Source organism: Desertibacillus haloalkaliphilus, from assembly GCF_019039105.1.
Taxonomy (GTDB): domain Bacteria; phylum Bacillota; class Bacilli; order Bacillales; family KJ1-10-99; genus Desertibacillus; species Desertibacillus haloalkaliphilus.
Map to the genome: position 1 here is coordinate 133904 of NZ_JAHPIV010000009.1, position 26325 is coordinate 160228.

General features: G+C 39.7%; 33 protein-coding genes. 25 read left to right on the forward strand and 8 right to left on the reverse strand.

Annotated features, from left to right (window positions below):
• Positions 1–4: 4 nt before the first annotated feature.
• Complete coding sequence (locus KH400_RS11785; RefSeq protein ID WP_217224829.1) at positions 5–250, forward strand: DUF370 domain-containing protein; 246 nt, start codon at positions 5–7, stop codon at positions 248–250.
• A 26-nt stretch (positions 251–276) separates the two neighbouring features.
• Here the strand turns inward: KH400_RS11785 and KH400_RS25300 are convergent, their stop codons facing one another.
• Entirely contained in the window at positions 277–399 is a 123-nt protein-coding gene (locus tag KH400_RS25300; RefSeq protein WP_281418699.1) for a hypothetical protein, read from the reverse strand.
• Positions 400–622: 223 nt separating this feature from the next.
• Here KH400_RS25300 and KH400_RS11790 point away from each other — a divergent pair, with 223 nt between their 5' ends.
• Together KH400_RS11790 and KH400_RS11795 are read left to right on the forward strand one after the other, a co-directional pair.
• A complete protein-coding gene (locus tag KH400_RS11790; RefSeq protein ID WP_217224830.1) occupies positions 623–1165 on the forward strand; it encodes a MerR family transcriptional regulator in 543 nt (180 codons plus the stop codon).
• Between the two features lie 63 nt (positions 1166–1228).
• Positions 1229–1600, forward strand: coding sequence for a DUF1798 family protein (locus KH400_RS11795; protein ID WP_217224831.1), 372 nt, complete (start codon positions 1229–1231; stop codon positions 1598–1600).
• A 90-nt stretch (positions 1601–1690) separates the two neighbouring features.
• Here KH400_RS11795 and KH400_RS11800 read toward each other — a convergent pair whose 3' ends face one another.
• Positions 1691–2323: a trimeric intracellular cation channel family protein gene (locus tag KH400_RS11800; RefSeq protein ID WP_217224833.1), complete on the reverse strand. Its 633-nt coding sequence runs from the start codon at positions 2321–2323 to the stop codon at positions 1691–1693.
• A 162-nt stretch (positions 2324–2485) separates the two neighbouring features.
• The gene (locus KH400_RS11805; protein WP_217224835.1) at positions 2486–2692 is read right to left on the reverse strand and encodes a hypothetical protein; all 207 of its coding nucleotides are present in this window, start codon (positions 2690–2692) and stop codon (positions 2486–2488) included.
• Between the two features lie 367 nt (positions 2693–3059).
• On the opposite strand from KH400_RS11805, the gene ilvA reads away from it, so the two are divergent.
• The 8 genes from ilvA (at position 3060) to KH400_RS11845 (ending at position 9194) form a co-directional block, all read left to right on the forward strand.
• Positions 3060–4307, forward strand: coding sequence for a threonine ammonia-lyase IlvA (gene ilvA / locus KH400_RS11810; RefSeq protein ID WP_217224837.1), 1248 nt, complete (start codon positions 3060–3062; stop codon positions 4305–4307).
• An 11-nt stretch (positions 4308–4318) separates the two neighbouring features.
• The gene (locus KH400_RS11815) at positions 4319–5227 is read left to right on the forward strand and encodes a chemotaxis protein (protein WP_217224839.1); all 909 of its coding nucleotides are present in this window, start codon (positions 4319–4321) and stop codon (positions 5225–5227) included.
• A gap of 205 nt (positions 5228–5432) precedes the next feature.
• Complete coding sequence (gene yhfH, locus KH400_RS11820) at positions 5433–5561, forward strand: protein YhfH (RefSeq protein WP_217224840.1); 129 nt, start codon at positions 5433–5435, stop codon at positions 5559–5561.
• A gap of 137 nt (positions 5562–5698) precedes the next feature.
• Positions 5699–6481, forward strand: coding sequence for a DUF3891 family protein (locus KH400_RS11825; protein WP_217224841.1), 783 nt, complete (start codon positions 5699–5701; stop codon positions 6479–6481).
• Positions 6482–6614: 133 nt separating this feature from the next.
• Positions 6615–7310: an HD domain-containing protein gene (locus KH400_RS11830; protein WP_217224842.1), complete on the forward strand. Its 696-nt coding sequence runs from the start codon at positions 6615–6617 to the stop codon at positions 7308–7310.
• 70 nt (positions 7311–7380) lie between these two features.
• Positions 7381–7908 (forward strand): type 1 glutamine amidotransferase domain-containing protein, encoded by a 528-nt coding sequence (locus KH400_RS11835; RefSeq protein WP_217224843.1) that lies wholly within the window; start codon positions 7381–7383, stop codon positions 7906–7908.
• Positions 7909–7938: 30 nt separating this feature from the next.
• Positions 7939–8889, forward strand: coding sequence for a ribonuclease Z (gene rnz, locus KH400_RS11840; RefSeq protein WP_217224844.1), 951 nt, complete (start codon positions 7939–7941; stop codon positions 8887–8889).
• Between the two features lie 44 nt (positions 8890–8933).
• Complete coding sequence (locus tag KH400_RS11845; RefSeq protein ID WP_217224845.1) at positions 8934–9194, forward strand: DUF2524 family protein; 261 nt, start codon at positions 8934–8936, stop codon at positions 9192–9194.
• Positions 9195–9260: 66 nt separating this feature from the next.
• Here the strand turns inward: KH400_RS11845 and KH400_RS27420 are convergent, their stop codons facing one another.
• The gene (locus KH400_RS27420; protein ID WP_217224922.1) at positions 9261–9347 is read right to left on the reverse strand and encodes a YjcZ family sporulation protein; all 87 of its coding nucleotides are present in this window, start codon (positions 9345–9347) and stop codon (positions 9261–9263) included.
• Positions 9348–9566: 219 nt separating this feature from the next.
• Between KH400_RS27420 and KH400_RS11855 the strand changes: the two genes are divergently transcribed.
• The 6 genes from KH400_RS11855 to KH400_RS11880 all read left to right on the forward strand — a co-directional run bounded on the left by KH400_RS11855 (position 9567) and on the right by KH400_RS11880 (position 14520).
• Positions 9567–11477 carry an ABC-F family ATP-binding cassette domain-containing protein gene (locus KH400_RS11855; protein WP_217224847.1) on the forward strand — a complete coding sequence of 637 codons (1911 nt, stop codon included), beginning with the start codon at positions 9567–9569 and terminating at the stop codon, positions 11475–11477.
• Positions 11478–11710: 233 nt separating this feature from the next.
• Positions 11711–12895: a pyridoxal-phosphate-dependent aminotransferase family protein gene (locus KH400_RS11860; protein ID WP_217224849.1), complete on the forward strand. Its 1185-nt coding sequence runs from the start codon at positions 11711–11713 to the stop codon at positions 12893–12895.
• Positions 12896–12982: 87 nt separating this feature from the next.
• The gene (locus KH400_RS11865; RefSeq protein ID WP_217224851.1) at positions 12983–13288 is read left to right on the forward strand and encodes a thioredoxin family protein; all 306 of its coding nucleotides are present in this window, start codon (positions 12983–12985) and stop codon (positions 13286–13288) included.
• Positions 13289–13343: 55 nt separating this feature from the next.
• Positions 13344–13496, forward strand: a complete 153-nt coding sequence (locus tag KH400_RS11870; protein WP_217224852.1) for a hypothetical protein — start codon at positions 13344–13346, stop codon at positions 13494–13496.
• A 120-nt stretch (positions 13497–13616) separates the two neighbouring features.
• A complete protein-coding gene (locus tag KH400_RS11875; protein WP_217224854.1) occupies positions 13617–14051 on the forward strand; it encodes a BrxA/BrxB family bacilliredoxin in 435 nt (144 codons plus the stop codon).
• Between the two features lie 49 nt (positions 14052–14100).
• Entirely contained in the window at positions 14101–14520 is a 420-nt protein-coding gene (locus KH400_RS11880; RefSeq protein WP_217224855.1) for a TlpA disulfide reductase family protein, read from the forward strand.
• A 102-nt stretch (positions 14521–14622) separates the two neighbouring features.
• Here KH400_RS11880 and KH400_RS11885 read toward each other — a convergent pair whose 3' ends face one another.
• Positions 14623–15351, reverse strand: coding sequence for a metallophosphoesterase family protein (locus tag KH400_RS11885; RefSeq protein ID WP_217224857.1), 729 nt, complete (start codon positions 15349–15351; stop codon positions 14623–14625).
• 150 nt (positions 15352–15501) lie between these two features.
• On the opposite strand from KH400_RS11885, the gene KH400_RS11890 reads away from it, so the two are divergent.
• The 4 genes from KH400_RS11890 (at position 15502) to KH400_RS11905 (ending at position 18926) form a co-directional block, all read left to right on the forward strand.
• Positions 15502–16650: a conserved virulence factor C family protein gene (locus KH400_RS11890; protein ID WP_217224858.1), complete on the forward strand. Its 1149-nt coding sequence runs from the start codon at positions 15502–15504 to the stop codon at positions 16648–16650.
• A gap of 121 nt (positions 16651–16771) precedes the next feature.
• A complete protein-coding gene (locus KH400_RS11895) occupies positions 16772–16987 on the forward strand; it encodes a hypothetical protein (RefSeq protein ID WP_246589528.1) in 216 nt (71 codons plus the stop codon).
• Positions 16988–17017: 30 nt separating this feature from the next.
• Positions 17018–17497 carry a PH domain-containing protein gene (locus KH400_RS11900; RefSeq protein ID WP_217224859.1) on the forward strand — a complete coding sequence of 160 codons (480 nt, stop codon included), beginning with the start codon at positions 17018–17020 and terminating at the stop codon, positions 17495–17497.
• Positions 17487–18926: a PH domain-containing protein gene (locus KH400_RS11905; protein ID WP_217224860.1), complete on the forward strand. Its 1440-nt coding sequence runs from the start codon at positions 17487–17489 to the stop codon at positions 18924–18926. Before KH400_RS11900 ends, KH400_RS11905 begins: the two co-directional genes overlap by 11 nt.
• A 69-nt stretch (positions 18927–18995) precedes the next feature.
• Here the strand turns inward: KH400_RS11905 and KH400_RS11910 are convergent, their stop codons facing one another.
• Positions 18996–20030, reverse strand: coding sequence for a DUF2777 family protein (locus KH400_RS11910; RefSeq protein ID WP_217224861.1), 1035 nt, complete (start codon positions 20028–20030; stop codon positions 18996–18998).
• Positions 20031–20421: 391 nt separating this feature from the next.
• On the opposite strand from KH400_RS11910, the gene KH400_RS11915 reads away from it, so the two are divergent.
• Entirely contained in the window at positions 20422–21000 is a 579-nt protein-coding gene (locus tag KH400_RS11915; RefSeq protein ID WP_217224862.1) for a guanylate kinase, read from the forward strand.
• Between the two features lie 67 nt (positions 21001–21067).
• On the opposite strand, the gene KH400_RS11920 is transcribed toward KH400_RS11915, so the two are convergent.
• Complete coding sequence (locus KH400_RS11920; protein ID WP_217224863.1) at positions 21068–22021, reverse strand: MBL fold metallo-hydrolase; 954 nt, start codon at positions 22019–22021, stop codon at positions 21068–21070.
• A gap of 345 nt (positions 22022–22366) precedes the next feature.
• On the opposite strand from KH400_RS11920, the gene sigI reads away from it, so the two are divergent.
• From sigI to KH400_RS11935, 3 genes are all read left to right on the forward strand, one after another.
• A complete protein-coding gene (gene sigI, locus KH400_RS11925) occupies positions 22367–23041 on the forward strand; it encodes an RNA polymerase sigma-I factor (RefSeq protein ID WP_246589536.1) in 675 nt (224 codons plus the stop codon).
• Positions 23038–24228, forward strand: coding sequence for an anti-sigma factor domain-containing protein (locus KH400_RS11930; protein ID WP_217224868.1), 1191 nt, complete (start codon positions 23038–23040; stop codon positions 24226–24228). The genes sigI and KH400_RS11930 overlap by 4 nt, the downstream gene beginning before the upstream one ends.
• An 85-nt stretch (positions 24229–24313) precedes the next feature.
• Positions 24314–25276: a DUF5667 domain-containing protein gene (locus KH400_RS11935; RefSeq protein ID WP_217224870.1), complete on the forward strand. Its 963-nt coding sequence runs from the start codon at positions 24314–24316 to the stop codon at positions 25274–25276.
• Positions 25277–25399: 123 nt separating this feature from the next.
• On the opposite strand, the gene KH400_RS11940 is transcribed toward KH400_RS11935, so the two are convergent.
• Positions 25400–26323: a hypothetical protein gene (locus tag KH400_RS11940; protein WP_217224871.1), complete on the reverse strand. Its 924-nt coding sequence runs from the start codon at positions 26321–26323 to the stop codon at positions 25400–25402.
• Positions 26324–26325 lie beyond the last annotated feature (2 nt).

Below are 26325 nucleotides of genomic sequence, written 5' to 3' on the forward strand. Positions count from 1 at the left end.
TAGCGTGGATATTGAACCTTTGAACATAGGCTTTGGTAATATAGTGCCTGTAAATCGGATTGTATCTATTGTCAGTGCAGATTCTGCTCCAACAAAACGCTTGATTCAAGAGGCAAGAGAAAGAAATATGCTGATTGATGTAACAAGTGGACGTAAAACGAGGTCAATTATTATTGCAGATAGTGATCATGTCATTTTATCAGCGATTCAACCAGATACACTTGGGGAGAGAATTGATCCAGCAGAATAAAAAAAACCGGTTAAAACCGGTTTTTTTTATTCTGCTGGGCGATTAGGGCCTTTTAATTTTTTATCGCCGTACCCTTCAGGTGATTGGTTTCGTTGTTGACGTTCTTGATTTTGCGTTGCTTGTTTCTTTTGTTGTTTACTATCGCTCATGACATGCTTCACACCTTTCTAATAAAGAATCATTTGTTAGTTTGCGTATTTTTTACAAAATCATACGAAAAGCAAGGTCTTCGTTGAAATTTTTCTAATGTAGAGCTGGTTTTGGAAATTTTTCACTTTCTTTGCCGAATGGCTACTAGTTTTGTCAAGCGTAAAGGGATCTTCAAGTAAGGGTAAGAATACGTAAACTAACAATGATTTTGGAGGGATTCGTATGGAAACGATGCTAAAGACTACGGATGTTTGCAAACGAGTAGGTGTAAATTCAACGACGGTGAAGCGATGGGTAACTCATTTTAATCTAACGTTAAAGACGAATGACAAAGGCCATTATTTATACAGCCCAAAACAAGTTGAATTGTTTCTTGAAATCAAAAAACACTTAAGAGCTGGGCAAAAGATGAAGGATTTGACGGTAGAAGGTGATAAAGTTGTTGCCGTTCATAAAGAAAGCCCTAAAAAAGAAATGATTCCTAAAGCGCTGTATGAAAAGAAGCTTGAAAATTTAACGATGCAAATTGACTTATTAGAACGAAAGCTTTCAGAGAAAGCAGATGAAGTTGTCAGTTTTCAAGTGTTGCGTCATCGAACTGAAATTGATGACATGATGAAAACCCTTCAAAAAATAGAAGAGCGAGTGAGTACGATTGAACAACAAGTGCATCAAGATATCGAAGCAAACAAAGAACCAGAGCGGCAGTTATTTGAACAACCGCGTTCAGTCAAACGTGCATTGGTGAAAATGTTTTCGTTCTAATCGAACCTTCTATTTTCAATTGCGAGTGAGCTTTGGTACGATGGAAGTGGAGGTGTCGAGCATTTGGAACAGAACCAACAACTTCGCTTGAAAGAGCTAACAAACGAGTTACGACGATATAATGAACTCGCACGACAGCAATTCGTAGAAGATACGTGTAAAACCGATTATCAAGTTAATTTTTATGAGCGTGTAAAGCCGTTTGCTGATGCCGTCTTAGCATTAGCAGATGAATGGCGCCCCCTTGCGATGCAGTGGGTCATTGAAATGAAGCCTACCTATGTTTATGGTATACAAATTAAAGATACGTACGAAAACATAACAATCTCATCCGTCCAAGCATTTCAAACAGATACAAAAAAGAAACGTTTCCTAGAAATGATTAAATCAATTGACTACGTTTTAGCTACCATTGAACAACAACTTCCAAAATAACATAGATGTCCGATGATGAAGAGAGAGGATGTCCCAAAAGGTTAAGGTATACCTTTTGAGACATCCTCTCTCTCATATTGAACGGTTTCTCTAGCTGTTCACATGCTCTTCATTGATGTTGGGGTGTTTTAATTTTCGGTATGGCAACTGCCATTTATAGTGAGCAGAAAGCATTCGCAGTAGGACAATACAAATGATCAGTATGGTTAAGCCTATCGTACCACTGACAAGGTTTAGACCAATCACTAGCCCTGCCAGCATCGCCCAAGCAATATAAATCTCTTTTTGGAGAAAGAGAGGTTTCCGTCCAGCTAAAAGGTCACGAACCATCCCTCCTCCAGTACCTGTTAGAGCAGCAGCAACAATAATCGCACTTAATGGGTGATTCATATCAACAGCATAAAGTGCGCCTTGAATAGCAAAAGCCGCAAGACCAATCGCATCAAATAATAATCCCCATTTTAACCAGTGATTAATCCACAGGCTTGGTAGTAAAAAAGCAATCGTCATGACAATGAATGCGATGGTAAATAGTGTTCCTTGCTCCCAAAGGGCACTGACTGGTACACCAATGAGGAGGTTACGTATCGCTCCTCCACCAAAGGCGGTTACGAATCCCAAAATATAGACGCCCATCAGGTCATATTTTTCCTCCATTGCAACGATAACACCACTGAGTGCAAACGCAATCGTACCAATAATATTTAAAATTTCCCAAGTCATTTGTTTCTCCCCATCTATTTAATACTATGATCAACTTATTTAAGGATAGCATGAATTTTATTTGAATTGTAAATATTCACTGAATAAAAAAATGCCGAAGATTGTGTCCCTCGGCATTTTTATACAACCAACCTTCAGATAAAAGCAGGTTGGCCCTGGTTCTTAACCGTTATCGGTAACTGAAAGAAAAATCATAAGGACGATTGTAACTCCTGAGAGGATAAGTAAAAACCCATCTAATATTGCGTTTGTTCCTTCACTGTCACCCTCAGTTGCCGCACCTTCTGCACCAGCAGCGAACATCATGTCGGGCAAAGCCAATAGGAGAACACCTAAAAACATAAACACGACTAATTTCTTTACCATCATTTGACCTCCTTACTAATAAATAGTTTTTATCACCTTTATGGTCATGAACGATATCAATCCATCCGTATGTACATCGTTCAGCAAAGGATACCAACAATATTCATTATAGATTTTGTCAATGTTTTTAGCAATGATATTTCAAGATCAGTGAGACTACATCTTTGAACTTTGAACAAAGGACCGATCCCTCTTCGCCCCCCAAAAAGATTATGTTGTGACATTTGATCAAGGGTTTCGCTCAAAGTAAAACATGTTATAATAACTAGTATTCGACAGAAGTTGATATGAAAAGAAAGTAAACCTATCAAGATGAGATAGGCTATTTTTATAGGTTAAAGGTAATCAATAGAATGAAAGGACTAGTAAAATGGCAAAAATTCAAATTGAAGACATAATTATTGCAAATCAAACATTAAAGGATGTCGTTGTTCATACTCCATTACAAAAAAATGAAGTCCTCTCGAAACGGTATCAATGTAATGTATATTTAAAAAGAGAGGATCTTCAAGTTGTTCGTTCGTTTAAGATCCGCGGGGCGTATCATTTAATTGATAGCTTACCAAAGGAAGAGTTGAAAAATGGAGTTGTGTGTGCAAGTGCTGGTAACCATGCACAAGGAGTTGCCTATTCCTGTAAAGCATTAAAGATTAGAGGGAAGATCTTCATGCCAACAACGACACCTAGTCAAAAAGTGGACCAAGTGAAACTATTTGGTAGTGAGTTTGTTGAAGTCATTCTAACCGGAGATACGTTTGATGATTCTTTCAATGAGGCCATGAATTATTGTAATGAGCATAAGATGGCGTTTATTCACCCGTTTGATCAGGAGAAAATCATTGCAGGGCAAGGAACAGCTGGGATGGAGATTATGAATGATATTGAAGAGGATATTGACTACGTGTTCTCCTCTATTGGTGGTGGGGGATTAATTTCTGGAGTTGGTACGTATATCAAAAGTATCAGTCCTAAAACAAAAATCATCGGAACTGAACCTGCCGGTGCTGCATCAATGAAAGAGGCATTAAAACAAGATAAAGTTGTCGAGCTTGAAAACATTGAAAAGTTTGTCGACGGAGCCGCAGTCAAGAAAGTCGGCCAATTGCCATTTGAAATTTGTAAGCAAGTCATTGATGATATTGTGCCAGTACCTGAAGGTAAAATTTGTACAACCATTTTAGAGTTATATAATCAAAATGCAATTGTTGCCGAGCCTGCTGGGGCAATGCCTATTTCAGCCCTCGATTTCTACAAGGAAAAAATCAAAGGTAAAAATGTAGTTTGTATTGTTAGTGGTGGAAACAATGATATCGGCCGTATGCAAGAAATGCGCGAACGCTCGTTAATCTATGAAGGACTCCAACATTACTTTATTATTAAATTTCCACAACGAGCAGGGGCTTTGCGCGAGTTTCTAGACGATGTATTAGGACCTGATGATGATATTACTCGTTTTGAATATACTAAAAAAAATAATAAGTCAAATGGACCCGCTCTTGTCGGGATCGAACTAAAGAAAAGGGAGAATTATCAACGCCTCATTGATCGTCTTAATAAGAAAGGTTTTGATTATAATGAGATCAACAAAGATGAAAGTCTTTTTAATCTATTGATCTAGGGGGGGAGTTCATGAAAAGCGAGAATCATAGTGAGATTTTGTTAGAGAGCGGAACAAATGAATTAGAAGTCATTGTCTTCAAGATTGGTCAAGAAACGTTTGGCATAAATGTCATGAAAGTAAGGGAAATCATTCAACCGCCTCCGCTTACAAAAATGCCCAATAGCCACGCATTTGTTGAAGGGGTTGTCCGCTTACGGGAAGAGGTCATCCCAGTCGTGGATGTCGCGAAAGCGCTTCGTTTTCCGCCATCCGCAAACCCCGGTCATGATAAATATATTGTGGCTGAATTAAACCAACAAAAGGTGGCTTTTCATGTTCATTCAGTTTCAATGATCCATCGCATTTCATGGGAACAGATTGAAAAGCCTGCTGAATTATCGCAAGGGCTTGAAGGTTCTACGATAGGTGTTGTGAAAATGGATGAACAAATGGTCTTATTGTTAGATTATGAGAAACTTGTTGCAGACATTAGCCCGCAATCAAGTATTCATGTTGATAAGTTAAAAGTCCTTGGTACAAGAGAACGATCATTGAAAAAAATAATTGTTGTGGAAGATTCACCGATCTTACGTAAACAGTTAGAGCACACACTGACTGAATCAGGATATGCGGATCTTCGTTTCTTTGAAAATGGACAAGACGCTTGGCTGTTTTTAGACCAGCTTGCTTCGAATGATCATGTTCAAGGTTACGTTAACCTTATGATTACGGATTTAGAAATGCCGAAAATGGATGGTCATCACCTAACAAAGAAAATAAAGTCGAGCCAAGAGCTGAAAGGAATTCCTGTGATTATTTTTTCTTCCTTGATTTCCGGTGATCTAAAGCATAAGGGTGAAGTTGTCGGTGCTGACGCACAAGTAAGTAAGCCAGACATTGCGAACCTTGTTCAAAAAATCGATCAATTGATTTTATAAGTTTAAGCACATCTAGTTGATACTAGGTGTGTTTTTTTATTTCTGTATTAATACAGTGTGTTACCACCTAAAGTTAGTTAAACACAAATCACGGTGGCAGACGCACATTTCATAAAAAAGATAAAATTGTAGCAATACAGAGTGTTGACAATTCGACGCTGTTATAATACAATATGAGTAACAAATCAAACGGAGGGGATGTCAAATGACACCGAGCACTGAATTTTTTAGAAACTTACCACCGAAAACATGTACAGATTGTGGATCAGAAATCGATGAGATGCATGAATCGTATCATAATCAATGTGATAAATGTTTACGACATGCAGATTAAATAGACTCAACCTCTATCAAACCGATAGAGGTTGTTTTTTACTCGCACCGCCTTAGGATTAAGTTAGTGGGTTATTCTCTAAAGTGAAGTAGTTTATTTGGTGGTTCATATATTAAGAGAATTGAAGGTGAATCTCATTGATTGTAAGGGACTGTTCAAGTCATTTTTTATTAGTAACACAACATGAACATGCGAAGGTATCTGGTGAGATTGCGACTGTTTGGGACCGGACGTTTTTTTACGGATTGAACCAATGGTCTTCTGTGATGTATGCAATTGAACATCATGATGCAAGTTGGTTGCCACTTGATGATCAACCGCTTTGGAATGAGGTCAAACAGGCTCCATACTCGTTTATGGATTATCCAATAAATGAGAAGCTCACGGCGTATAAGGGAGGGATTGATGCTCTCGAACGAGATGACCGTTATGCCGCTTTACTTTGCAGTTGTCATTACACCTCCTTTTTTGACGATGTCAAACAACTTGGGGGTCTAAGTCGGCAATTCCTTATTCATGAGCAACAACGACAACAACAGTTAATTCGAGAATTGAAACGTGAGCGAGAGGTGGATACGAAGAATTTTCACTTCCACTTTGACCTTCTTCAGTTTTGTGATAACTTGTCCCTCTATATCTGTTTACATGAACCAGGGACGAAGAAGGAGAATGAAGTTTCATGGTTTCGTTCGGGGTTCCCACAACAGTTCTCTTTTTTTAATCAACGGCGCGTTGTTGCTCATTGGCTTGATACAACAGAAGTGTCTCTTTCTCCGTTCCCATTAAAAGACCGCCTCATGGTTTCAATAGAGGGAAAAGAGGTTAATAAAGAAGCAATACGAGAAGTAGGGTTAGAACAGGCGTATCGTGATGCTCCAAATCGCTGTTTGGTTGTTCGTTTAGTTCCCGGAGATACTTGAAAAAATAGGAAACATTGATGACGCTTAATAGTTGCAAACAATTTCGAGGATGTGATAGTCTGCTATTCATCCGTCTATACTAAAGATAAGAAACGTTTGTCACGGAGTGGAAGCAATAGTGAGGTGGTTTGAGATGGATCGTTCCGTTGTTTTATCGAAGGCAAGGGATTTTGTGCAACAGGAATTAGCTGGGGAAAGCAGTGGGCATGATTGGTGGCATATTTATCGTGTCACGAACTTAGCGAAGCGGATAGCTGTTCAAGAAGGTGGAGATGAATTTCTTTGTGAACTAACAGCTCTGCTTCATGATCTTGCAGATGAAAAGCTATATGGTGATGAGCAGCAAGGTCTCGCACGAATTCGAAGTTGGTTAACAGCACAAGGAGTGAGTGGTGAAGATATTGATCATATTCTTGCAATCATTACTGCGATGTCGTTTAAAGGTGGGCAGAACAAGCAGCAGCTAGAGACAATCGAGGGTAAGGTCGTGCAAGATGCTGATCGGCTTGATGCTATCGGTGCGATTGGAATTGCTCGAACCTTTGCTTATGGCGGGGCAAAAGGGCAGTTAATTTATGATCCTGACCTAAAATCACGCAGTGAGATGACCTATGACCAGTATCGTGAGGGCAAGAGTACATCCGTCAATCATTTTTATGAAAAGCTATTTAAGTTAAAGGATTTGATGAATACTAGCTATGCAAAAAAGTTAGCAGAAGAACGTCATCAAGTGATGGAGCAATTTTTAGCTGAGTTCTACCGTGAATGGGATGGAGATGCTGAACCCTTAAAAACGGAAAGTACATTGATTAGAAAAGAGAATCGATAGCTATGCTAGAATGAAGTACGTACCTGATGTTAGAGTATGGTACAGATTAACGAGGAGGGATCATTAAGAGATGCGTTTACAAAATATGAAAGTGATTGCAATCCTTGATCATGAATTTGAAGATTTGGAATTTTGGTACCCGGTTCTGCGCTTGCAAGAAGAAGGAGCAACAGTCCATGTTGTTGGTGCGAAAGCATTAGAAACATACATAGGTAAATACGGAGTACCGGCAACGTCTGATTATGCCTTCACTGATATTGACCCGAGTGAATATGATGCGCTTCTTGTTCCAGGAGGTTGGGCTCCTGATAAATTAAGAAGGTACAACGAGGTCCTTGAGTTTGTACAACATATGGATGAGGCGAAAAAGCCGATCGGTCAAATTTGTCATGCTGGGTGGGTATTGATCTCAGCAAAAATTCTACATGGCCGTACAGTAACAAGCACGCCTGGAATTAAAGACGATATGGAAAATGCTGGAGCAGTGTGGATGGATGAGCCAGTTGTTGTGGATGGACATCTGGTTTCTAGTCGTCGCCCACCTGATTTACCTCCGTACGTCAAAGCGTTTGCTGATGTTCTTGCAAAGCAATCGTGAACGGTTCTTTTAGAAGGAGTATAAGTGAAGATGGAAATTCATTTTTTAGGTACAGGGGCAGGTGTACCCTCGACAGGTCGAAATGTGAGTTCGATTGCGATCCGGTTCTTACAACAGAACGGAAGCGTATGGATGATTGATTGTGGCGAAGCGACACAGCATCAAATATTACGTTCGCCACTGAAATTAAGCAAGCTTGAAAAAATTTTTATTACCCACCTTCATGGGGATCATATTTTTGGGTTACCAGGGCTGCTTGGGAGTCGCTCCTTTCAAGGTAGCACACGCCCGTTAACCATTTATGGTCCAAAAGGAATTAAAGCATTTATCGATGCTGCTCTTACCGTTTCTGGTACGTATATTGCGTACCCACTTTCGATTGTTGAAGTGAGTGAAGGCGGAACATTGTTTACAGATGAACAGGTGAGTGTTGAGTGTGTGAAACTCTCTCATGGCATTGATAATTTTGGCTACCGTATTCAAGAAACCGATCAACCAGGGGCGTTAGATACCGAACGACTCATGTCTTTAGGGATTCAACCAGGTCCAGTCTATCGCCGATTAAAAAATGGTGAATCGATCCGTTTAGAGAATGGTCAAATGATCAATGGCAAGGATTTTATTGGAGAGACAAAGCGTGGCAGAGTGATTGCCGTCACTGGGGATACCAAGCCGTGTGAGGCGGTTGTGAGCTTGGCTGAAAACGCTGATGTCCTTGTCCATGAGGCGACCTTTGCAAAAGAAGAAGCTCGTCATGCGAGTGAATTTAATCATTCCACGACGGTAGATGCTGCACGAGCAGCGAAGGAAGCGAATGCTCACACGCTCATACTAACTCACATTAGCTCAAGGTATCAAGAGGACGCATGGAATCTTATTAATGAGGCAAAGCAATTATTTTCAAATAGTTATTTAGCAGAAGATCTCTGGGTATATTGTTTGCGAGCAAAGCATAAAAACGAGATGAATGAGCCAAATTAATACCATTCATACCTCAATATGAAAAAAAGCGAGGAGGAATTGGTATGGCAACTCACGAGCAAATAGAATTTTATTTAGAAAAAGTGAATCAAACGATTAGTCATGCTGAAGAGCAGCTACAGCAAGCGAAACAAGTGCAACCGGGTGACCCTGTTGATTATGCGGAGGCACAGGGGCAACTGACAAAAGTGGATGAAGAATTGGAACAGATCTTACGTAGTGCGACACCCGAACAACGAGAACAACTCGAGCGAGCCCAACAGCGGCTTCGTCAAACACAAAATCATATGATTTTACGGATGTAGATAGAAAAAGTAAAGGCGAAATCGCCTTTACTTTTTCTCATTTATCCGTCTTTTTAATTGATTTTTTTAATACGTGTAAGCAGACCCAATGATAATTAGTAAAATGAACAATACAACAATTAACGCAAAGCCTCCACCGTAATAATGTGCCATGTGGAAAACCTCCTTAACCCAAGATCATTTTACACTACTACTGTATGCCTGATAGTTAGGGATGATTGGGCAGTTGTCCTACTTATAAAAAATTAAAGTCAAAAGATTATAATGATGTAATGTTCCTGCTTTAGTTTTTTTAGGCCGTTCGCTTGTTTGTCTAGCGAATTTTAGTAAAATGAAGAAAGGACGACAAAGCTTGAAGGCAGGAGTGTATCGATGAATATCTTAACAGTAGAACAACTTACAAAATCGTTTGGAGATAAAGTTTTATTCGATCAGTTATCGTTGACAGTTGCTGAACAACAAAGGATCGGTTTAATTGGCATAAATGGAACAGGGAAGTCGACGTTATTAAAAGTGATTGCTGGCATCGAAACAGCAGATGCTGGTGTCATAGATCATCCAAGACAGTTTCATATCGAATACTTGCCACAGAATCCAGAGTTTCGGGAAGATTCAACCGTTTTAGAGGAAGTGTTTTTTGGTGACACACCACTAATGACATTATTTAGGACGTATGAACAAGCATTAGCTGAACTCGAAGACGATCCTACAAGTGAAGCGAAACAGAACACCTTGTTTTCGTTGCAACAAAAGATGGATGCACAGCAAGCATGGGATGCTAATACAAGTGCAAAGATAATTTTGACAAAGCTAGGTATTGAGGATTTTTCAAAGCGTGTGTACGATCTTTCAGGTGGACAAAAAAAGCGAGTAGCGATTGCGAAAGCGTTAATCCAGCAAGCCGATTTGTTAATTTTAGATGAGCCGACAAACCATTTGGATAATCAAACCATTGAGTGGTTAGAGGACTATTTATCAACCTATAAAGGCTCCTTATTAACGGTGACCCATGATCGTTACTTTTTGAATCGTGTTGCGAACCGGATCATCGAGTTAGACCAAGGACGCCTCTATAGTTATGAAGGGAATTATCAAGTCTTTTTGGAGAAAAAAGCTGAACGCGAAGCGCGTGAAGCCTCAATGGAACAAAAACGGCAAAATTTACTTCGAAAAGAAATTGCTTGGTTAAAACGAGGCGCAAAGGCGCGAACAACAAAACAAAAAGCAAGAATTCAGAGAGTTGAACAACTGAAAGCAGAAGAAGGGCCACGTCAGTCAGAGCAAGTCGATGTAGCCATCGGTTCACAGCGATTAGGTAAAAAAGTGATAGAGATCAACGAGGTTGAAAAAGCGATTGACGGTCGTACTTTGATTGATCAGTTCAGTTATTTAGTCTTACCGAATGATCGGATCGGTATTATTGGACCGAATGGAAGTGGGAAAACAACCTTGCTAAATATGATTGCAGGGAAAGTCAAACCCGATTCTGGAGAGATCGATATTGGGCCGACGGTGAAAATTGGGTATTATACGCAGGAGAGCCAAGAACTTGATGAGAACCTACGTGTGATTGAATACATTAAAGAAGTAGCAGAAGTCATTTATACGAAAGACGGGCAAGCGATCACCGCCGCGCAAATGTTAGAGCGTTTTCTGTTTTCAAGACATGCACAATGGACGAAGATTTCCAAGCTTTCTGGTGGTGAGAAGCGAAGGCTTTATTTACTACGAATCTTGATGTCTGAACCGAATGTGTTGTTTCTTGATGAACCGACCAATGACCTTGATACCGAAACGTTATCGGTCTTAGAAGATTACCTCGAACAGTTCCCTGGTGCGGTTATAACGGTTTCACATGACCGTTATTTCTTAGATCGTTCAGTGGATCACTTATTTGCTTTTGAAGGGAATGGATCGATTCGTCATTTTTATGGAAGTTATTCCGACTATATTGAAGAAAAGAAGCAACAAGAAAAAGAAGCGAGTGCTCAGAAGAAAGTAAGTAGCGAACACGAAAAGGTCCGTGTGAAAGAGACACGTCAGAAAAAACTGTCTTACAAGCAGAAGCGCGAGTGGGAGGATATTCAACAGCAAATCGAACTGTTAGAGCAGCGCAGTGAGGAATTAAAGGCTGAAATTGAAAACGTAGGAAGTGACTTTGAAAAAGCCAATGGACTATATGAAGAACAACAGAAGGTAGATGATGAATTAGAACAAGCGATTGAACGTTGGGCAGAGCTATCTGAACTAATAGAAAAGCTTGAGCAGAACGAGTCCGTGTAAACGATCGATGCGCTTACATGGATGGTCAACGTATTCGCGAAACGATCGTGAGAGACATGAACCTACAACTCTATTGTAGTTGGATCAAAGCGAATCATCTCTATTGAGAGATGATAGTTCTGTTGTCAACGTCAGCAAAAACTCCTGTAGATAAGCAGGAGTTTTTGTTGTTTTATGGAATTAAATATACGTATAGACGAACAATGAATGAGTGAGGAAGGAGTAATAGGCATATGAAAACGGAGCTCAATCCACCAGAACGAACGTTGATGGGACCAGGACCAAGTGATGTCCATCCGCGAGTGTTGCGTGCGATGACAACACCGCTATTGGGGCATTTAGATCCTGCTTTTCTAACCTTGATGAATGAAACAATGGAATTATTACGAGAGGTATATCAAACGAATCATCAAGTGACGATCCCGATGTCAGGAACAGGTAGTGCAGGTATGGAAACGATATTTGTTAATTTAGTTGAACCAGGCGACACCGTCATTGTCGGAGTCAATGGGTTATTTGGAACTCGGATGGTTGATGTTGCCGAGCGGTGCGGGGCAACCGTTGTCTCTGTATCCGCAGATTGGGGTGATACTATAGAACCAGCTGCGATTGAAAAGGCTTTAGAGGAACATCCTCAAGCAAAGCTGGTCGCTGTCGTTCATGCAGAAACATCAACAGGGGTAAGGCAACCATTGCAGCAAATTAGTGAGATTGTTCACCGCCATAACAGTTTATTTGTCTGTGACATGGTCACTTCTCTAGGTGGAATCCCGACAGACATCGATAAACTGCAAATTGATGCTGCTTATAGTGGAACACAAAAATGTTTAAGTGCTCCTCCTGGATTGGCGCCTGTGACGTTAAGTGAGCAAGCTGTTGATGTGATTAGGAATCGCAAGACGAAGGTACAAAGCTGGTACCTTGATCTTTCTATGATTCAAAACTATTGGAGTGATGAACGCTCGTATCATCATACGGCACCAATTACGATGATTTATGCCCTTAGAGAATCATTACGATTGATTACGGAAGAAGGTGTAGATCAAGTATTTGATCGTCATAAGCGTAATGGATTAGCCCTTCATGACGGACTTGAAGCAATGGGATTAGAATTACTCGTCGATAAGGAGTATCGTCTCTATCAATTAACCTCTGTTTGCATTCCGGAAGGGGTTAATGATACACAAGTCAGAAAGGATTTATTAGACGATTATGGACTCGAGATTGGTGGTGGATTAGGAGAATTAAAAGGGAAGGTTTGGAGAATTGGGTTAATGGGCTATAATGCAAACCCTAACAAAGTCACCTTAGTGCTCACGGCACTGGGATCAGCGTTACGAAAACAAGGTGTAGACGTGAACGTGGCGGCCGGGATCGAAGCGGCTGACCGTGCATTTGAACAGCCAGTTGCAAAGTGATAGACTTTTTTTAACCTACTAGTCATCGTACTGGTAGGTTTTTTATCGTAATAAAATTTTAGTTGATCAATTATCCTTGGAGGAGATATGAAAGAATTACAACAAGCTGAAGTCAATGAGAAAATGGCGAACAACTTTAGTGTTTTTTATTTTTATACTCCGTTATGCGGTACGTGTAAAATGGCAACGAAAATGATTACTGTCGTAGAGCAACTGATACATGATGTAGGCTTTTTTGCTTGTAACATTAATACAATGCCTGAGATTACGAATCAATTGAAGATTAAGAGTGTCCCTTATCTAGTTTTAATTGATCACGGGGAAGTGATTGCTGACGTGTATGCGTTTAAGTCAGTAGGTGACATCTATCAATTGATAAAATCTCATGTTTAAACGTCATTTGTAGCGGAAAAAGAAAAATAACCGTAACGTTAAAAGGGGGATGACAATGAGAAACAAGATTTCGAAAAAAGAGAGCTACGCCTGGGAACAGTTTGCTAAACGAGCTGCGATTCCAGTGACGGATGAACAAGCGCGAATGAACGATGAAGGTTCAATGTTCCCGGTTCATTTCTATAATCGCTATTGCCAACAAGGGTAGGAAGATGAGCGAATGAAGTCGTGACTGGCAAGCGGGGGAGGGGAGGGGACTCTTGATTTGCTTTTTCAGTCGTTCCTATAGTATGCTTTTCTAAATAAAGGTAATGAGGAGGAACGTTTAATGTCAATGCATTATGAAGATTATATGAAACAAATCGTTCAGCCGATGCGTGAGGAATTAACGCAAGCGGGTGTGAAGGAATTAACAACTGAAGCTGACGTGGAAGCGTTTATGAATGAAGTGACAGGAACAACACTAGTTGTTGTTAATTCTGTGTGTGGGTGTGCTGCAGGCCTTGCTCGACCGGCAGCAGTGTCTTCACTTAATCATGAAGTGACACCAGACCAAATCGTAACAGTTTTTGCTGGACAAGATAAAGAGGCAACTGCCAAGATGCGTACCTACTTTGAGGGTTATCCACCATCTTCCCCATCAATGGCCTTATTAAAAGGGAAAGAGGTTGTTCACTTTATTCCTCGTGAAGAGATTGAAGATCGCTCGTTAGAGGAAATTCTTGAAAACATAACAACAAGTTATGACAAGTATTGCAAGTAATTTTTGATTAAGGCCGATTTATACTGGTAACGAAGAGGAGAAGATTGTCATGCAGGCACCACCTTTTACATTGCGAGAATACCACACGGATACGTACAAATCGCTCTCAGATTATAAAGGTCAGGCTGTGATGGTGACTTTTTGGGCTTCTTGGTGTCCGGACTCAATTAGAGATTTAGCACAAAAGGCACAATTCTATCAATCAATGCAAACGGACAAGCTTGCTTTTTTAACGATTAATGTGACCGGTCGTGAAGGGCACGATGAAGATGGAGCAACGTTTATCAAGGAGCACAACTATACGTTCCCTGTTTTGTTTGATGAAGGAACAAAGGTTTATGACAGGTACCGGTGCATGGGGGTACCGACGACTGTGTTAATCAATGAACAGCAAGAGATTGTTGCAACTTATAATGATCGTGCCGCGTTTATCGATATCATCAAAGGTGTTGGTAAACTGATTGAATAAGAAGGGATCAGCGCTAGCAGATGCTGGCGCTGATCTTTTTGATTGTAGGGTGTGTGAAAGCGAATCAATTTTGCAGTTAAATCAAGCTTTGGGAATGGTTAGTTAAAATGGACTTTTAGCGTTTTTAACGACATCAATCAGAGCATCAGCATTTGGAAAATTGTAATCGCTGTATTGTCGAATGACTTTGTCTACATCGTATGGAACACGTTCAATTGTTACTTTGAATCGCTCGTCTACGACTTCTACAATGGCATATGATGCCTGTGGAAGTCCGTCGAATGGAAGGCCGACACTGCCTAGATTAGCATAGCATTTACCGTTAAAATAACGTACATATGGTAAATGAATATGTGCGTAAATGTATAGATCATGACTGCTGTTATTTATTAACTTTTCTTGTAATTGATCGGGTGGCGTATCTGGCAAGACAACATCAAAAAGACTGTTCGGTGTTGCGTGGAACGCATGGAGGCTTCGATTACTTGTTAATGGTAACTCTAACTCGGTAGGGAGTGAAGCTAAGTAATTGATGTCATCTTGATCGAGATGAGAAACTGTCCAGTCGCGCTCAGCATTCATCATTGTTAACGCTTTATCTGGGACTTCACCTTCCTTGACACCGCGAACAACCCACTCATCTGCATTTCCTTTTATTACTTTTGTCTCTAGGGACCTAATTAATTGCAGGGATCGCTTCGGTTCGGGTCCACGATAACAAAGATCTCCTAAAACAATAATCTCATCAACGTTTTGCCTTCTGATGTCCGCAAGTACAGATTCTAGGGCAATAGCATTTCCGTGGATATCAGAAATAAATGCCAATTTCATGTTATCATCACTCCTTCAATTTTTCTTAATGGACATAAGTATATCAACTTCAATTAGTAGAAGTACAGAATCACCTATGATAAAATCATTAACACAGTACAAATATTGGTAAACAGCGAATGGATCGCTTCCTTTGAAAGGAGAATAACGATGGAAATTAAATCAATTGAGCCTACACCAAGCCCGAATACAATGAAGTTAACGCTAGATGAACATTTACCGCAAGGGAGTAGCAATAACTATACCGCAAAGAATATTTCAGAGGCGCCGAGCTATATTAAGGAGCTCTTTGAGATTGAAGGTGTTAAAGGGATTTACCATGTGGCAGATTTTTTAGCGATTGAGCGTCATCCAAAAGTGGATTGGAAAGTGATTTTACCTCAAGTGCGAGAAGTATTCGGAGAGGCTAGTGATGAGGAAACCAACCAAGAGGTCAATCAGGCCTCAACCGAAGACGGGTTTGGGGAAGTTCACGTCTTTTTACAGATGTTTAAAGGAATTCCGATGCAAATTAAATTAACAACGGCTGACCAAGAAGTTCGCGAAGGCTTGCCGGAACGGTTTTCAAAAGCTTCGTTTCGAGTTCAAGAAACGGCAGATAATCTAGTGATGGAACGTCAATGGGTAGAGCAAGGTGTTCGATACGGTGATCTTGATGAAGTGGCGAAAGAAGTAGCTGAGGAAGTATCCGCTTCTTATAGTGATGAACGTTTAGAGAGGTTAGTGTCAAAAGCGCTACAACAAGAGAGTGAAACAGATAATACGAATCAACCACGTTATAAAAAAGTGACATTAGGGATGCTTGATGTGCCTGATTGGAAAGAGAGATATGCAGCGCTTGAACAAATGGACCCAACAGAAGAGGACCTTCCCGTGCTAGCGAAAGCGCTTGAGGATGAAAAAGCTTCGATTCGGCGCTTAGCGACAGTATATTTAGGTATGATTGAAAAGCCAGTTGTTTTGACGTACTTATATAAAGCTTTGAAAGATAGTTCAGTAACGGTAAAGAGAACGGCAGGGGATTGCTTATCAGATATTGGTGATAAAGATGCAATCGCACCTATGATTGAAGCACTGAAAGACAATAACAAGCTAGTCCGATGGCGAGCAGCGATGTTTTTATATGAAGTAGGTGACGAATCAGCGATTAATGCCTTAAAGAAAGCGCAACATGACCCAGAATTTGAAGTAGCAATGCAAGCGCAAATGGCTTTAAAGCGAATTGAAGGTGGGGAAGAAGCAAAAGGGTCTGTTTGGAAACAAATGACAGAGCAGCGTTCCAAAACGAATGAACAATAGTCGTTGCAGCAAAAAGGAGGGGAGGAGACTGAGAATCCCTCCCTTTTTTTTCTTGTTTCATTCTATGGTAAAATAAGGACGGAAGTATGGATTGATGATTTACTTATTACTAAGGAGATGAATGAGTGTGACAAAAGAAGAAGTGTTAAACGCCTTAAATGAACAAGGCTTAGAGGATATTATTGAGCTGATCGAGGATGCTGAGGAGGGCTATTTAGAAGAACTTGAGTTAGTAGAATCGTTAGGGTTACTCTATGATCGAGAGTTGAACAAGGAAGTTTTAGAACTTCTAGAAAGCTTAGGAGTCAAGCTTATCTATGTAACAGATGAAGAGTGAAAAGAAGTGTTTTGAGGGGAGGGGATTTGCTTGCGAGCGGAGCCAAGACAGAGAATTTCCAAGCACGCACTCCCGGTGTGGCGTTTCAAAGCCGTAATTGAATCAGTTGTGATTGCGCTCGTGGTCGTTGGATACGGATTTATCTCATACTTTTTACAATTACCTACTAGTTTGTTGGTGTTCATTATCATTGTTTTTGTTTTGGGCAGTCTCATACATATCTTTGTTGTTCCGAATATTCGTTGGAAGCGGTGGCGTTACGATGTGTTAGAAAGTGAGATTGACCTTCAATATGGAATCATCATAGTGAAACGAACATTAATTCCGATGAACCGTGTACAGCATGTAGATACGGAGCATGGCCCCCTACTTCGTAAGTATGGGTTAGCTGCTGTTACTATTTCTACGGCTGCAACGGTTCATCAAATACCAGCGCTCACTCATGAAGTGGCAGATGATTTAAGAGATCGAATTGCGTCTCTTGCTGCGGTGGCTGAAGATGATGAATAACCCGATGAGACGAATGCACCCGGCAGCAATATTGATTACCATTTTTATGAGAATTCGGGAGTTTATTGTACCTTTAGTTGTTGGGGTGTTAATCGGGAGTACAGGTCAGTCATTTACGCAAATCTTTTTGTTCGTTATATGTTTGTTTGTGCTTATCCATAGTATCTTGTATTGGGTTTCGTATCGATATGTATTGGAGAATGGTGAGCTCACGGTCCAGCAAGGAATTTTCATTAAGAAAAAAAGATATATAAGACAAGAGCGAGTTCAGAGTATTGATGTCGTCGCAGGTGTTATCCAACGACTCTTTTCTTTAGTGAAAGTTCGGATTGAAACTGCAGGTGGAGCAAATGAGCCCGAAGTTTTACTGGTGGCGATAACGAAAGATGAAGCCAACCGGATGAGAACCGAATTATTACGTAAAGAGGAGAGTATGGGAACAGAGCAAGTCCTATTGCCGGATGAGGATCAGATAGAAAATTCGACTGAATGGGTATGGCAATTACAGAAACGGGAGTTACTCATTGCTGCACTGACTTCTGGTGGTGTAGGATTTGTCCTATCTGCTGTCTTGGCTTTATTTACGCAAATTGAGCAATTGCTACCGGATGCTGTTTTGGAAACAACGGCAGGTTTGATATTTGAATCAAGCTTACTTGTGCTAATTATCGTGATGATTATTCTCGCCGTCATTGCTTGGCTAATTTCAATGACTCAAGTCGTTTTAAAATATGGTGGCTTTTCGGTTGTGAAGAAAGATGAAAAATTGGAAATAACGCGGGGGCTTCTTGAACAAAGGCAACTATCGTTGCATTTGAATCGGATCACTTCGATTCGAATTGTGAGTAGTTTGTTTAGACAGCCGTTTGGTTATGCTACTGTTTATGTAGAAAGTGCAGGAGGTGGCTCTCGTGAAGAGCAGTTATCAACGATCCTCTTTCCATTAATAAAGAAGCGGGACATACCAGCTGTGCTGAAAGAAATAGCCCCTACATTTTCGGTGCCCTTACAATTTCAGCGCGTGCCAAAACGGGCATTGTTAAGGTACCTCTTACGAAACTTGCTACCAGCAGGGTTACTAGTTGTGACCATAACATTTGTGATGCCGTATGGGCATCTCAGTGTACTGACGCTACCAATTGTTGTTTTACTATCCTATTTTCAATATCGAGATGCCGGTCACGGAAATCATCAAGAAGCTGTATGGTTACGTTTTCGGCGTTTAAATCAAACGATGGTCATTGTTCCAAGAAGAAAGATTCAAGCCGCAGAACATCAACAATCACTACTGCAGTCATATCGAAGCTTATCGACGTTTAAAGTTTCAATATTAACAAGTATGACTGGTAAAAGTTTCTCTGTCATTGATTTAGATCAAACCGAAAGTGAACGATTATTCAAATGGTTCTCTGTAACAAAAGCGCGTTGAATGACCTCCTCATTTCAACGCGCTTGTTGCTACTTCTATCATTATTATGGTTCAACCGAACCTGTGATGTTACCGATCTTTGGAATATGAGTTTGTGTACGTAATGATCGAACGTTGACCAGAATCTGTTGTAAATTCAAAGCGGTCATAAATAACATCATTGTCATTCTCAATTAATTCTCGCTCATAATGATGTTGAACGACAATCGTTTTCTGCTTACGTTTGTAAGTGATGAAATTGACACCCGAGAATTTATTCTCTTCTGTTGAATGAAGAAGTTTAAAAAGTAAAGAATTGTGACAATCAACAGCATGATTATGCGTCATTCCAAAGTTTTTCAAGCTCTTCTCTAGCGATAGACGAGCAGGATTTTCTAATTCTTTAATTAAAATATGGTATGGCTCAAATTGTTTTTTATGAAGCCTAATTTTTTGATTCGGTGTTAAAGTGATCACTGAGTTATCGCTGGTTTGAAACTTCCAATTTGATAGATAATGTCCAGTGACCCACTCATTACCATGTTTGACTTCGAACTCAAATGGACATCCTTCAAGAACGAGGTGTTGTTTTTTATCTTCATCATATAATATCACTTCAGCATGATTATCCTGAACAACATACAAAATGTAATTTTCATCGAAATCCTGTTCTACATATTGTTGATTTCTATTTGTTTGCTTATGCTTAAGTTTGTTCGGATCGATTTGGTTAGGGTAGTTCGTTTCTAGGTAGTCTGTTAAATGTGAAATTAAATGCTCATATTGTGATGTTGTTTGTTCATAGCTTGATAGTTTCTTATAAATAGAGTCGATGACCGATTGTTCAAAACTCGATTCAAAGGGCGCAGGCAATGGTTTAATTTTTGTACTAGCAAACTCTGCGACGTCACCAACTGAATAGATCGGTTCTTGGAGTTTACAATGCCCTTCAGAGTTAATTTGTAGTGAGGGAAATTCGTCAACACCTTTTATTTTTACAATCCCACGCCATGGTTTTCGGGGTTCTGCAACTACATCTATTAATTCACCAACGTACTGTCCTTTAATAGCTTCATCAATTAAGACTTGTTTTCCAATATGGTTTTGTGCTTCTTTACGATCCATGAAAACCCTCTCTTTTTTAATTGTTATAACGATTATAATTATAAATGTTTTACTAGTTTCGCAGATGGTAAAGTGAAGTTTGGGCGCCGATTAGCTTTCATACGTAAATTTTCTTTAGATGGAAAAACGGTAATTCACTCATCTACTTTCTATCCTATTATAGTCGTTTATTTAAAGGTTTCGCAAGTCTATAGGTGATTTACATGTATTTACAAGAGTGATAGCAGTGGTAGGTTAGGAACAAACATAAGAGAAATCAGCAGGAATATGCAACGGCTTCGTTGAATAGTTAAGAGATAGTAGTAAATAGTAGCGTATGCTTGTCTAGCCATGGCAGCGCAGGCTGATCGATACTGTTTTTATCATTCATTTCTACTAGGAGGGTGATTGAATGTATAATTTAAAAGAAAAAGAGCGAATTTTCGTATTTACCGGTCCAGATGGTTCGGGGCGGAAGACAGTTGCCAAATTAGTTGGTGATACATTGAATATGAAAGGAATTGTCTCTTCGACTACTCGTAAGAAAAGACATTATGAACGAGAAGATGTTGATTATCATTATTTATCCCGTGAAGCGTTTGCGAAGGCACAAGAAAATGGAGAGTTTATTGAGAAAGTAGAAATCAATGGGCATTTATATGGGATCAAAGAAGCTGAAGTTGCGGAAAGTTTTCAAAAACACGGTTGTATTTATCTCGTCTTAAACAAAGAGGGCGCGGACATCCTAAAAGATTTATATGGAGATAAAGTCATCCGCATGTTTTTATATGCTGATCGTAACACAGTCATTGAAAGACAGAAAGAACGTGGTGACTCTGAAGAGGTTATCCGTGAGCATATGAGCCATTATGATGAAGAGATGGAATATAAACAAGCATGCGAGCATGCTTTTGAAAATTATGAGCTTGCCCATACGACATTTGAGGTGACGAATGCTGTGGAAGCGTATTTAAAAGAAAATATAAAATAACTCTTAATGTTAAGGGGATGCCCCAAAAGGTAAATCAACCTTTTTGGGGCATCCCCTTGTTAGAGTTTTATGCTTGCTTTTGTCTTTTTGCAAGGTAATCAGCAATTCCCATTGCACATATTTCGGTGTCTAGTTTTAAAATTTCAAAGATAGGATGATTGTCAGGAACATGTTTTTCTTTTAAATGATCAGTTATCATCGCTAATAGATCTTCAGCAATCGCATGATAGTCACGACCTTCTTCTGTTGCTTTTTCACCAGCAGCAACAAATCGCGGAATCCATTCTTTTACTTGTTGATAAACATCATCGACGTCAGTAGACACCCCGAAGTGTCCGAAATAAATTCGTTCAACATTCATGTCTTTGATACGTTCTAACGAGTGAAGCATCGCATCGGGTTTGAACTGGTTAGGTGATGTCGTTGGTAAATACAGGTTAAACCTTTGATCCGAAAGCTGATCATATTTAATACCGATGGTATCGCCCGTAAACATTCCGTTGCTAACGGGATCATAAATACTAAAGTGGTGATCGGAATGACCGGGTGTATTATAAAAACGTAGGGTACAATCACTGCCAATTGCTAATGTTTCTCCATCTTCTTTTATGATCACTTTTTCTTCAGGAATAGGTACAATTGGTTCAAAAAGCTTGTCAAAGTCGTCACCGTAAACAGCTCTTGCTCCTTTAATTAATCTTGTTGGATCAATTAAATGCCGTGCACCACGAGGGTGGACAACAACGGTAGCGTTTGGGCAGTCCTTAAGTAATAGCCCAGCACCACCCGAGTGGTCAAGATGGATATGAGTAACAATAATATATCTGACATCTCTCGGATCTAGCTGTAAGGTTTTAAGCCCCTCTAATACGTAGGGGATTGACATACTAGGTCCTGTTTCGACAATCGTTAATTCATCTTCTTGAATGACATAGGTTCCTGTACGCTCAGGTAAACCAAGGTCAAATCCATCAATAAGATGAATGCGGTTTCCTAAGTCAATTGGCTGATTCTTATTCATCGTGTGCTCCTTTCGTATTTGCAATAGTGACAATGATAATAAGGTGCCTTTTATTCTATTGTAATCAGCAAATACATAGCTGTAAAGAAATGTTTCTAAAAATTCATACAAATAGTGGGTTTACTAGATTTTCCTTTGAGTATTTTAGGAGAACCCTTTACTATATATGAATAAACTATTTTCGAAACAATGGTAAACTAGTGGGGAATGGACCCCCATATCCAATGATTACGATACGAATATTATAAAATGAAAGACAGTAAAGAGGTGTGCGTGGTGTTAAGGCGCTTTTTACCCAAACGAACAAAGGATAAAGAGGTTGAGGACGTGATCGACCAAATTAAAATGGGAGATCGCTCTCTACACAATGAATTTATAGATCAATATAAACCATTCATTGCTAAACATGTTTCAAGCGTTTGTAAACGGTATGTTGACCGTACGATTGACGATGAATATAGTGTTGGACTCATTGCTTTTGATGAAGCGATTCAACAGTATGCCCCTGATAAGGGAAGTTCATTTCTCTCGTTTGCGAGCCTAGTGATTAGGCGAAGAGTGATTGACTATATCCGTCAAGAAAGTAAAAGGCAAGTGGCTACATCACTTGACCATAATGAAGACCTGCATGAAAACCTAGAAAATTATGCAGAGGTATCTGCCTCTCTAGATGTTTTTCAAGAAGAAATCGAAATCTCCTATCGAAAAGAGGAACTTCTTCACTTTCAGGAACGATTAAAGGAATTTGGAATAACTTTTTCTCATTTACAAAAAGAGTGTCCAAAACATAGAGATGCCAGAGAAAATATGGCAAAGGTCGCTCGTGTAATTATTGAAAATGAAGAAGTGAAAGCACAACTTTTAGAGAAAAAACGATTGCCAATCAAGCCATTATTAAATGATGTTGATGTTAGTCGCAAAACATTGGAACGAAATCGTAAATATTTAATTGCGTTGGCGATTATTCTCCTAGAGGATTACGTTTATATAAGGGATTATGTAAGGGAGTGGTTGAAATGAAAACAGGAATGATAACTGAGGTTAAACGTTCCTATTTGATTGTGATGACAGCTGATGGGGAGTTTTGTAGAGCGCGTAAACCAGAGCGTGATTACCAAATTGGCGAAGAAATTGAGTTTACACCTGTAGAGCGGAATTCCTTATTCTCAGGTGGCTTACACATCCCTATGCAAAAGCAAGTGATTTCTACACTTTCGTTTTTGCTTGTCTTGATTGCTGGTTCATATGCATACTTCAATCACTCCAATCAAGTATACGGGGTCGTCTCTATTGATATTAATCCTAGCTTTGGAATTAGTGTTAATAAAAATATGGAGGTTGTTGCCATCGATGCATATAATGACGATGCAAAGCAACTTCTTGCAGTAAATAACGATTGGAAAAAGGAACCTGTCGAAGATGTGACGAAACAGCTTGTCAGTGATAGTTTATCTAAAGGGAATTTTGATTCATACTCCGATATTTTAATTTCTACAATGGCAACCGCTAAGGGAACAGAGACAGATGAGTTTTATGAGGTAGTGACTTCGAGGTTGCAGAATCTTGAGCAGGCATATCCTGTTCATATGACAATTTTTCAAACAACGGCATCGATTTACGAGGAATCACTAAAGAATAATATCTCTCCGGGAAAATATGCATTATTTATTGCTGCGAACGCAAAGGGCTTTGATTACACGGTACAAGACGTGAAAATGAAAAATGTTAGCCAAATCAAGGAAGATGTAGGGCAACTTGAAGAAGTTGTCGGGAGTGAGGTTAGTGATGAGCAGTATCAGGCTTGGAAGGACAACCCGCATTACGATTCGCAAGGAAATCAAGATAGCGCACATGAACAAGGGAATACACAAGATCTTCAAAAGGGTCAGGGACAACAGAATTCAGGAAGCAACCATGATAACTCAAACGTTCATCCCCCTGGCCAACAAATGAAAGAAGAACGAACGAACAAGGGCAAACAAGACAATGATGCAAGAAATCAAGCTGAAGTGAAGCGCGCACAACCAGCGAGAGAAAACGCACAAAACGAGAAAAATCCACGAGCAGCAGAACGTTCAAATAATAACGCTAATCAAAAGGGCGCAAACCACCCTTCAAATCAAAAAGGAAATCAAAAGAGTGTAGACCATCCTTCGAATCAACAAGGAAAGCCAAAGGGGGAGAATCATCCTTCAAACCAAAATTAAATGAATATACCCCCATAAAATAGGTAGTGATGACCGAATTATTATAACGCAATAAATAAAATGATTCTATTTTAGGGGGAACATCATGAAAAGAAGTGGAAAAATCTTTGCTGTTGGAATGTTGGCAACGGCCATAACGATTGGATCGGGAGCGGGAATTAGTTATGCAAGCCCAGAGGTGACTGAGGAACAGCGATTGCTTGAGGAGGCAATCAGCGTGTATGAAACAGAGGCTGGTGTTGATGATCAAGAGGTTGAGATCATCTATAAAGAGGGGATTAATACTGCGCAGTTAAGTCAAACTGAGGAAGCGGCGACAGTACCAGGAGATATGTTTTATTTTGTCAAGCAGTTGCTTGAACGAGTTCAATACACGTTGGCGTTTGCTGACCAAGACAAAGCTAGTCTCCTTATCGATTTTGCACAACAACGAGTATTAGAAGCCGAACAGCTAATTGATCAAGGGGAGGCCGCTAAAGCGGAGGAAATCTTGAAACAAGCGCTTGAGATTCATGATCAAGCGATCGAGTATCAAGAGGAAAAACGAGAGAATGATGATCGAAACCAATTTGAAACAACTGAAGACCTAATCGAAGAGGGTCTCGTGCCTGATGACAATGAAGTGGAGCTGAAGCTTTCTCAAAATATTATCAGCTTACTAAATGTTGTGAACAAAGTTGAGAATCCAAGGGCGAAAGAAGTGATTACTCGAAACATTGAAAGGCAATTGAAGCATCTGGACCGAAAACAACGACGAGAAGAAGAAACAAATGATTCGCTAGAAGAAAACAGTGATGATAAAGAGAATGAAGTTGTGAACGAAAGTGAAAGTGCTACGGATGAAGCCACTGAAGAAAGTGATGACATTGTAGAAAGTGCTAAGGTAAATCGCGCTGAAAAAAAAGGTGACCAAGTGAAGAGAAATGGACCGCCGGCTCATGCACTTGAAAAGATGCCTGAACACGTGAAACAAAAATTTGAGGATCGAAACCAAAAATCTCGAGGAAACAATGGAAACGGTAATGGCAAAGGTAATGGTAATAACTAATAAAACAAGCGCTCGATCCTGAGCGCTTGTTTTATTTTTTGGGAAGTAGAATAAAAGTAAACTCTCGCAGAACATTCAGAACGCCAGTTTTTGCGGGAGTAGGATTGCAGGAAGTATGTTCAGTTAATCTGATTGGTTTTGGTTGGAATACCGTAATTCATTTAGCTTGAGAAGGTGTTCCATTTTTTGAAGCCTCGTCTGTTCAAGCCGTTCAGTTAATGTAATGGCGGTTAATTCCATCTTTGAGATGGCGATAAACAAGCTTTCTTTTTGAATGGCTTGGTTTTGAGGGGATAGTGACACATAGGTTTCAATCAAATTAGGTAGATCTTCACGTAGCATTCGTTTAATGAGATGTCGTTCTTCAATATCCAACAATTCAAAATCTGGAATGAGCATTTCCGTTTGTGAAAGTAATCTTGACAAGCGGCTTTGTATGATTGGATCGATCACAAATTTGTCTTGTTTATCAATCAGTTGTTCAGTTTCAGTCATTAGCTGTTGAAGCTCGCTCGGTGTTTTTGACAATTCTTCGTCATCGTTGTTCCGGTCCATTGTCACAACACTTGGTGGTGAGTTGATTAATTGGCCAATCATGGCATCATCAAGCTTGGACATACAATCGAAAACCGATTGGAAATGCGGTGATTTTTTTATACTTCGAATGTAAGTTTTTCCGCTTTCGATATACTGAATGGTCGCTTCTACGCACTTTCCACGACCGTTTTTTTCTTTTATATATTTTCGGAAGCATTCAATAAAGAACCGTTTTTTAATGGCAGCACCTGATTGCTTTGTATCATAAGCGAGAATACTGATTTTTCTTTTTTTGATTTTTAACGTAATAACATACTCTTTTTCTTTCTTTTTAAACGTTTGTGTACTGTTCGGTTTAGGTGCTTGTTTAGCAGACTTGTCCAATAGTTTTTCTGTTTCTTTGATTAGCAATTGGCTATGGGCGTTCGAAAGCAGTTCATCATTCACAGGCTTTAAGCGTTCAGGTAAAAATCTTTCAACCCATGGCAGTTCAACAAGTGATTTAAACATGG

Coding starts and splice junctions, on each gene's coding strand:
- KH400_RS25300 (WP_281418699.1), bottom strand. CDS start 399: ATGAGCGATAGTAAACAACAAAAGAAACAAGCAACGCAAAATCAAGAA.
- KH400_RS11790 (WP_217224830.1), top strand. CDS start 623: ATGGAAACGATGCTAAAGACTACGGATGTTTGCAAACGAGTAGGTGTA.
- KH400_RS11800 (WP_217224833.1), bottom strand. CDS start 2,323: ATGACTTGGGAAATTTTAAATATTATTGGTACGATTGCGTTTGCACTC.
- KH400_RS11805 (WP_217224835.1), bottom strand. CDS start 2,692: ATGATGGTAAAGAAATTAGTCGTGTTTATGTTTTTAGGTGTTCTCCTA.
- ilvA (WP_217224837.1), top strand. CDS start 3,060: ATGGCAAAAATTCAAATTGAAGACATAATTATTGCAAATCAAACATTA.
- KH400_RS11815 (WP_217224839.1), top strand. CDS start 4,319: ATGAAAAGCGAGAATCATAGTGAGATTTTGTTAGAGAGCGGAACAAAT.
- yhfH (WP_217224840.1), top strand. CDS start 5,433: ATGACACCGAGCACTGAATTTTTTAGAAACTTACCACCGAAAACATGT.
- KH400_RS11830 (WP_217224842.1), top strand. CDS start 6,615: ATGGATCGTTCCGTTGTTTTATCGAAGGCAAGGGATTTTGTGCAACAG.
- KH400_RS11835 (WP_217224843.1), top strand. CDS start 7,381: ATGCGTTTACAAAATATGAAAGTGATTGCAATCCTTGATCATGAATTT.
- rnz (WP_217224844.1), top strand. CDS start 7,939: ATGGAAATTCATTTTTTAGGTACAGGGGCAGGTGTACCCTCGACAGGT.
- KH400_RS11845 (WP_217224845.1), top strand. CDS start 8,934: ATGGCAACTCACGAGCAAATAGAATTTTATTTAGAAAAAGTGAATCAA.
- KH400_RS27420 (WP_217224922.1), bottom strand. CDS start 9,347: ATGGCACATTATTACGGTGGAGGCTTTGCGTTAATTGTTGTATTGTTC.
- KH400_RS11855 (WP_217224847.1), top strand. CDS start 9,567: ATGAATATCTTAACAGTAGAACAACTTACAAAATCGTTTGGAGATAAA.
- KH400_RS11860 (WP_217224849.1), top strand. CDS start 11,711: ATGAAAACGGAGCTCAATCCACCAGAACGAACGTTGATGGGACCAGGA.
- KH400_RS11865 (WP_217224851.1), top strand. CDS start 12,983: ATGAAAGAATTACAACAAGCTGAAGTCAATGAGAAAATGGCGAACAAC.
- KH400_RS11870 (WP_217224852.1), top strand. CDS start 13,344: ATGAGAAACAAGATTTCGAAAAAAGAGAGCTACGCCTGGGAACAGTTT.
- KH400_RS11875 (WP_217224854.1), top strand. CDS start 13,617: ATGTCAATGCATTATGAAGATTATATGAAACAAATCGTTCAGCCGATG.
- KH400_RS11880 (WP_217224855.1), top strand. CDS start 14,101: ATGCAGGCACCACCTTTTACATTGCGAGAATACCACACGGATACGTAC.
- KH400_RS11885 (WP_217224857.1), bottom strand. CDS start 15,351: ATGAAATTGGCATTTATTTCTGATATCCACGGAAATGCTATTGCCCTA.
- KH400_RS11890 (WP_217224858.1), top strand. CDS start 15,502: ATGGAAATTAAATCAATTGAGCCTACACCAAGCCCGAATACAATGAAG.
- KH400_RS11895 (WP_246589528.1), top strand. CDS start 16,772: ATGAGTGTGACAAAAGAAGAAGTGTTAAACGCCTTAAATGAACAAGGC.
- KH400_RS11905 (WP_217224860.1), top strand. CDS start 17,487: ATGATGAATAACCCGATGAGACGAATGCACCCGGCAGCAATATTGATT.
- KH400_RS11910 (WP_217224861.1), bottom strand. CDS start 20,030: ATGGATCGTAAAGAAGCACAAAACCATATTGGAAAACAAGTCTTAATT.
- KH400_RS11915 (WP_217224862.1), top strand. CDS start 20,422: ATGTATAATTTAAAAGAAAAAGAGCGAATTTTCGTATTTACCGGTCCA.
- KH400_RS11920 (WP_217224863.1), bottom strand. CDS start 22,021: ATGAATAAGAATCAGCCAATTGACTTAGGAAACCGCATTCATCTTATT.
- sigI (WP_246589536.1), top strand. CDS start 22,367: ATGGGAGATCGCTCTCTACACAATGAATTTATAGATCAATATAAACCA.
- KH400_RS11930 (WP_217224868.1), top strand. CDS start 23,038: ATGAAAACAGGAATGATAACTGAGGTTAAACGTTCCTATTTGATTGTG.
- KH400_RS11935 (WP_217224870.1), top strand. CDS start 24,314: ATGAAAAGAAGTGGAAAAATCTTTGCTGTTGGAATGTTGGCAACGGCC.
- KH400_RS11940 (WP_217224871.1), bottom strand. CDS start 26,323: ATGTTTAAATCACTTGTTGAACTGCCATGGGTTGAAAGATTTTTACCT.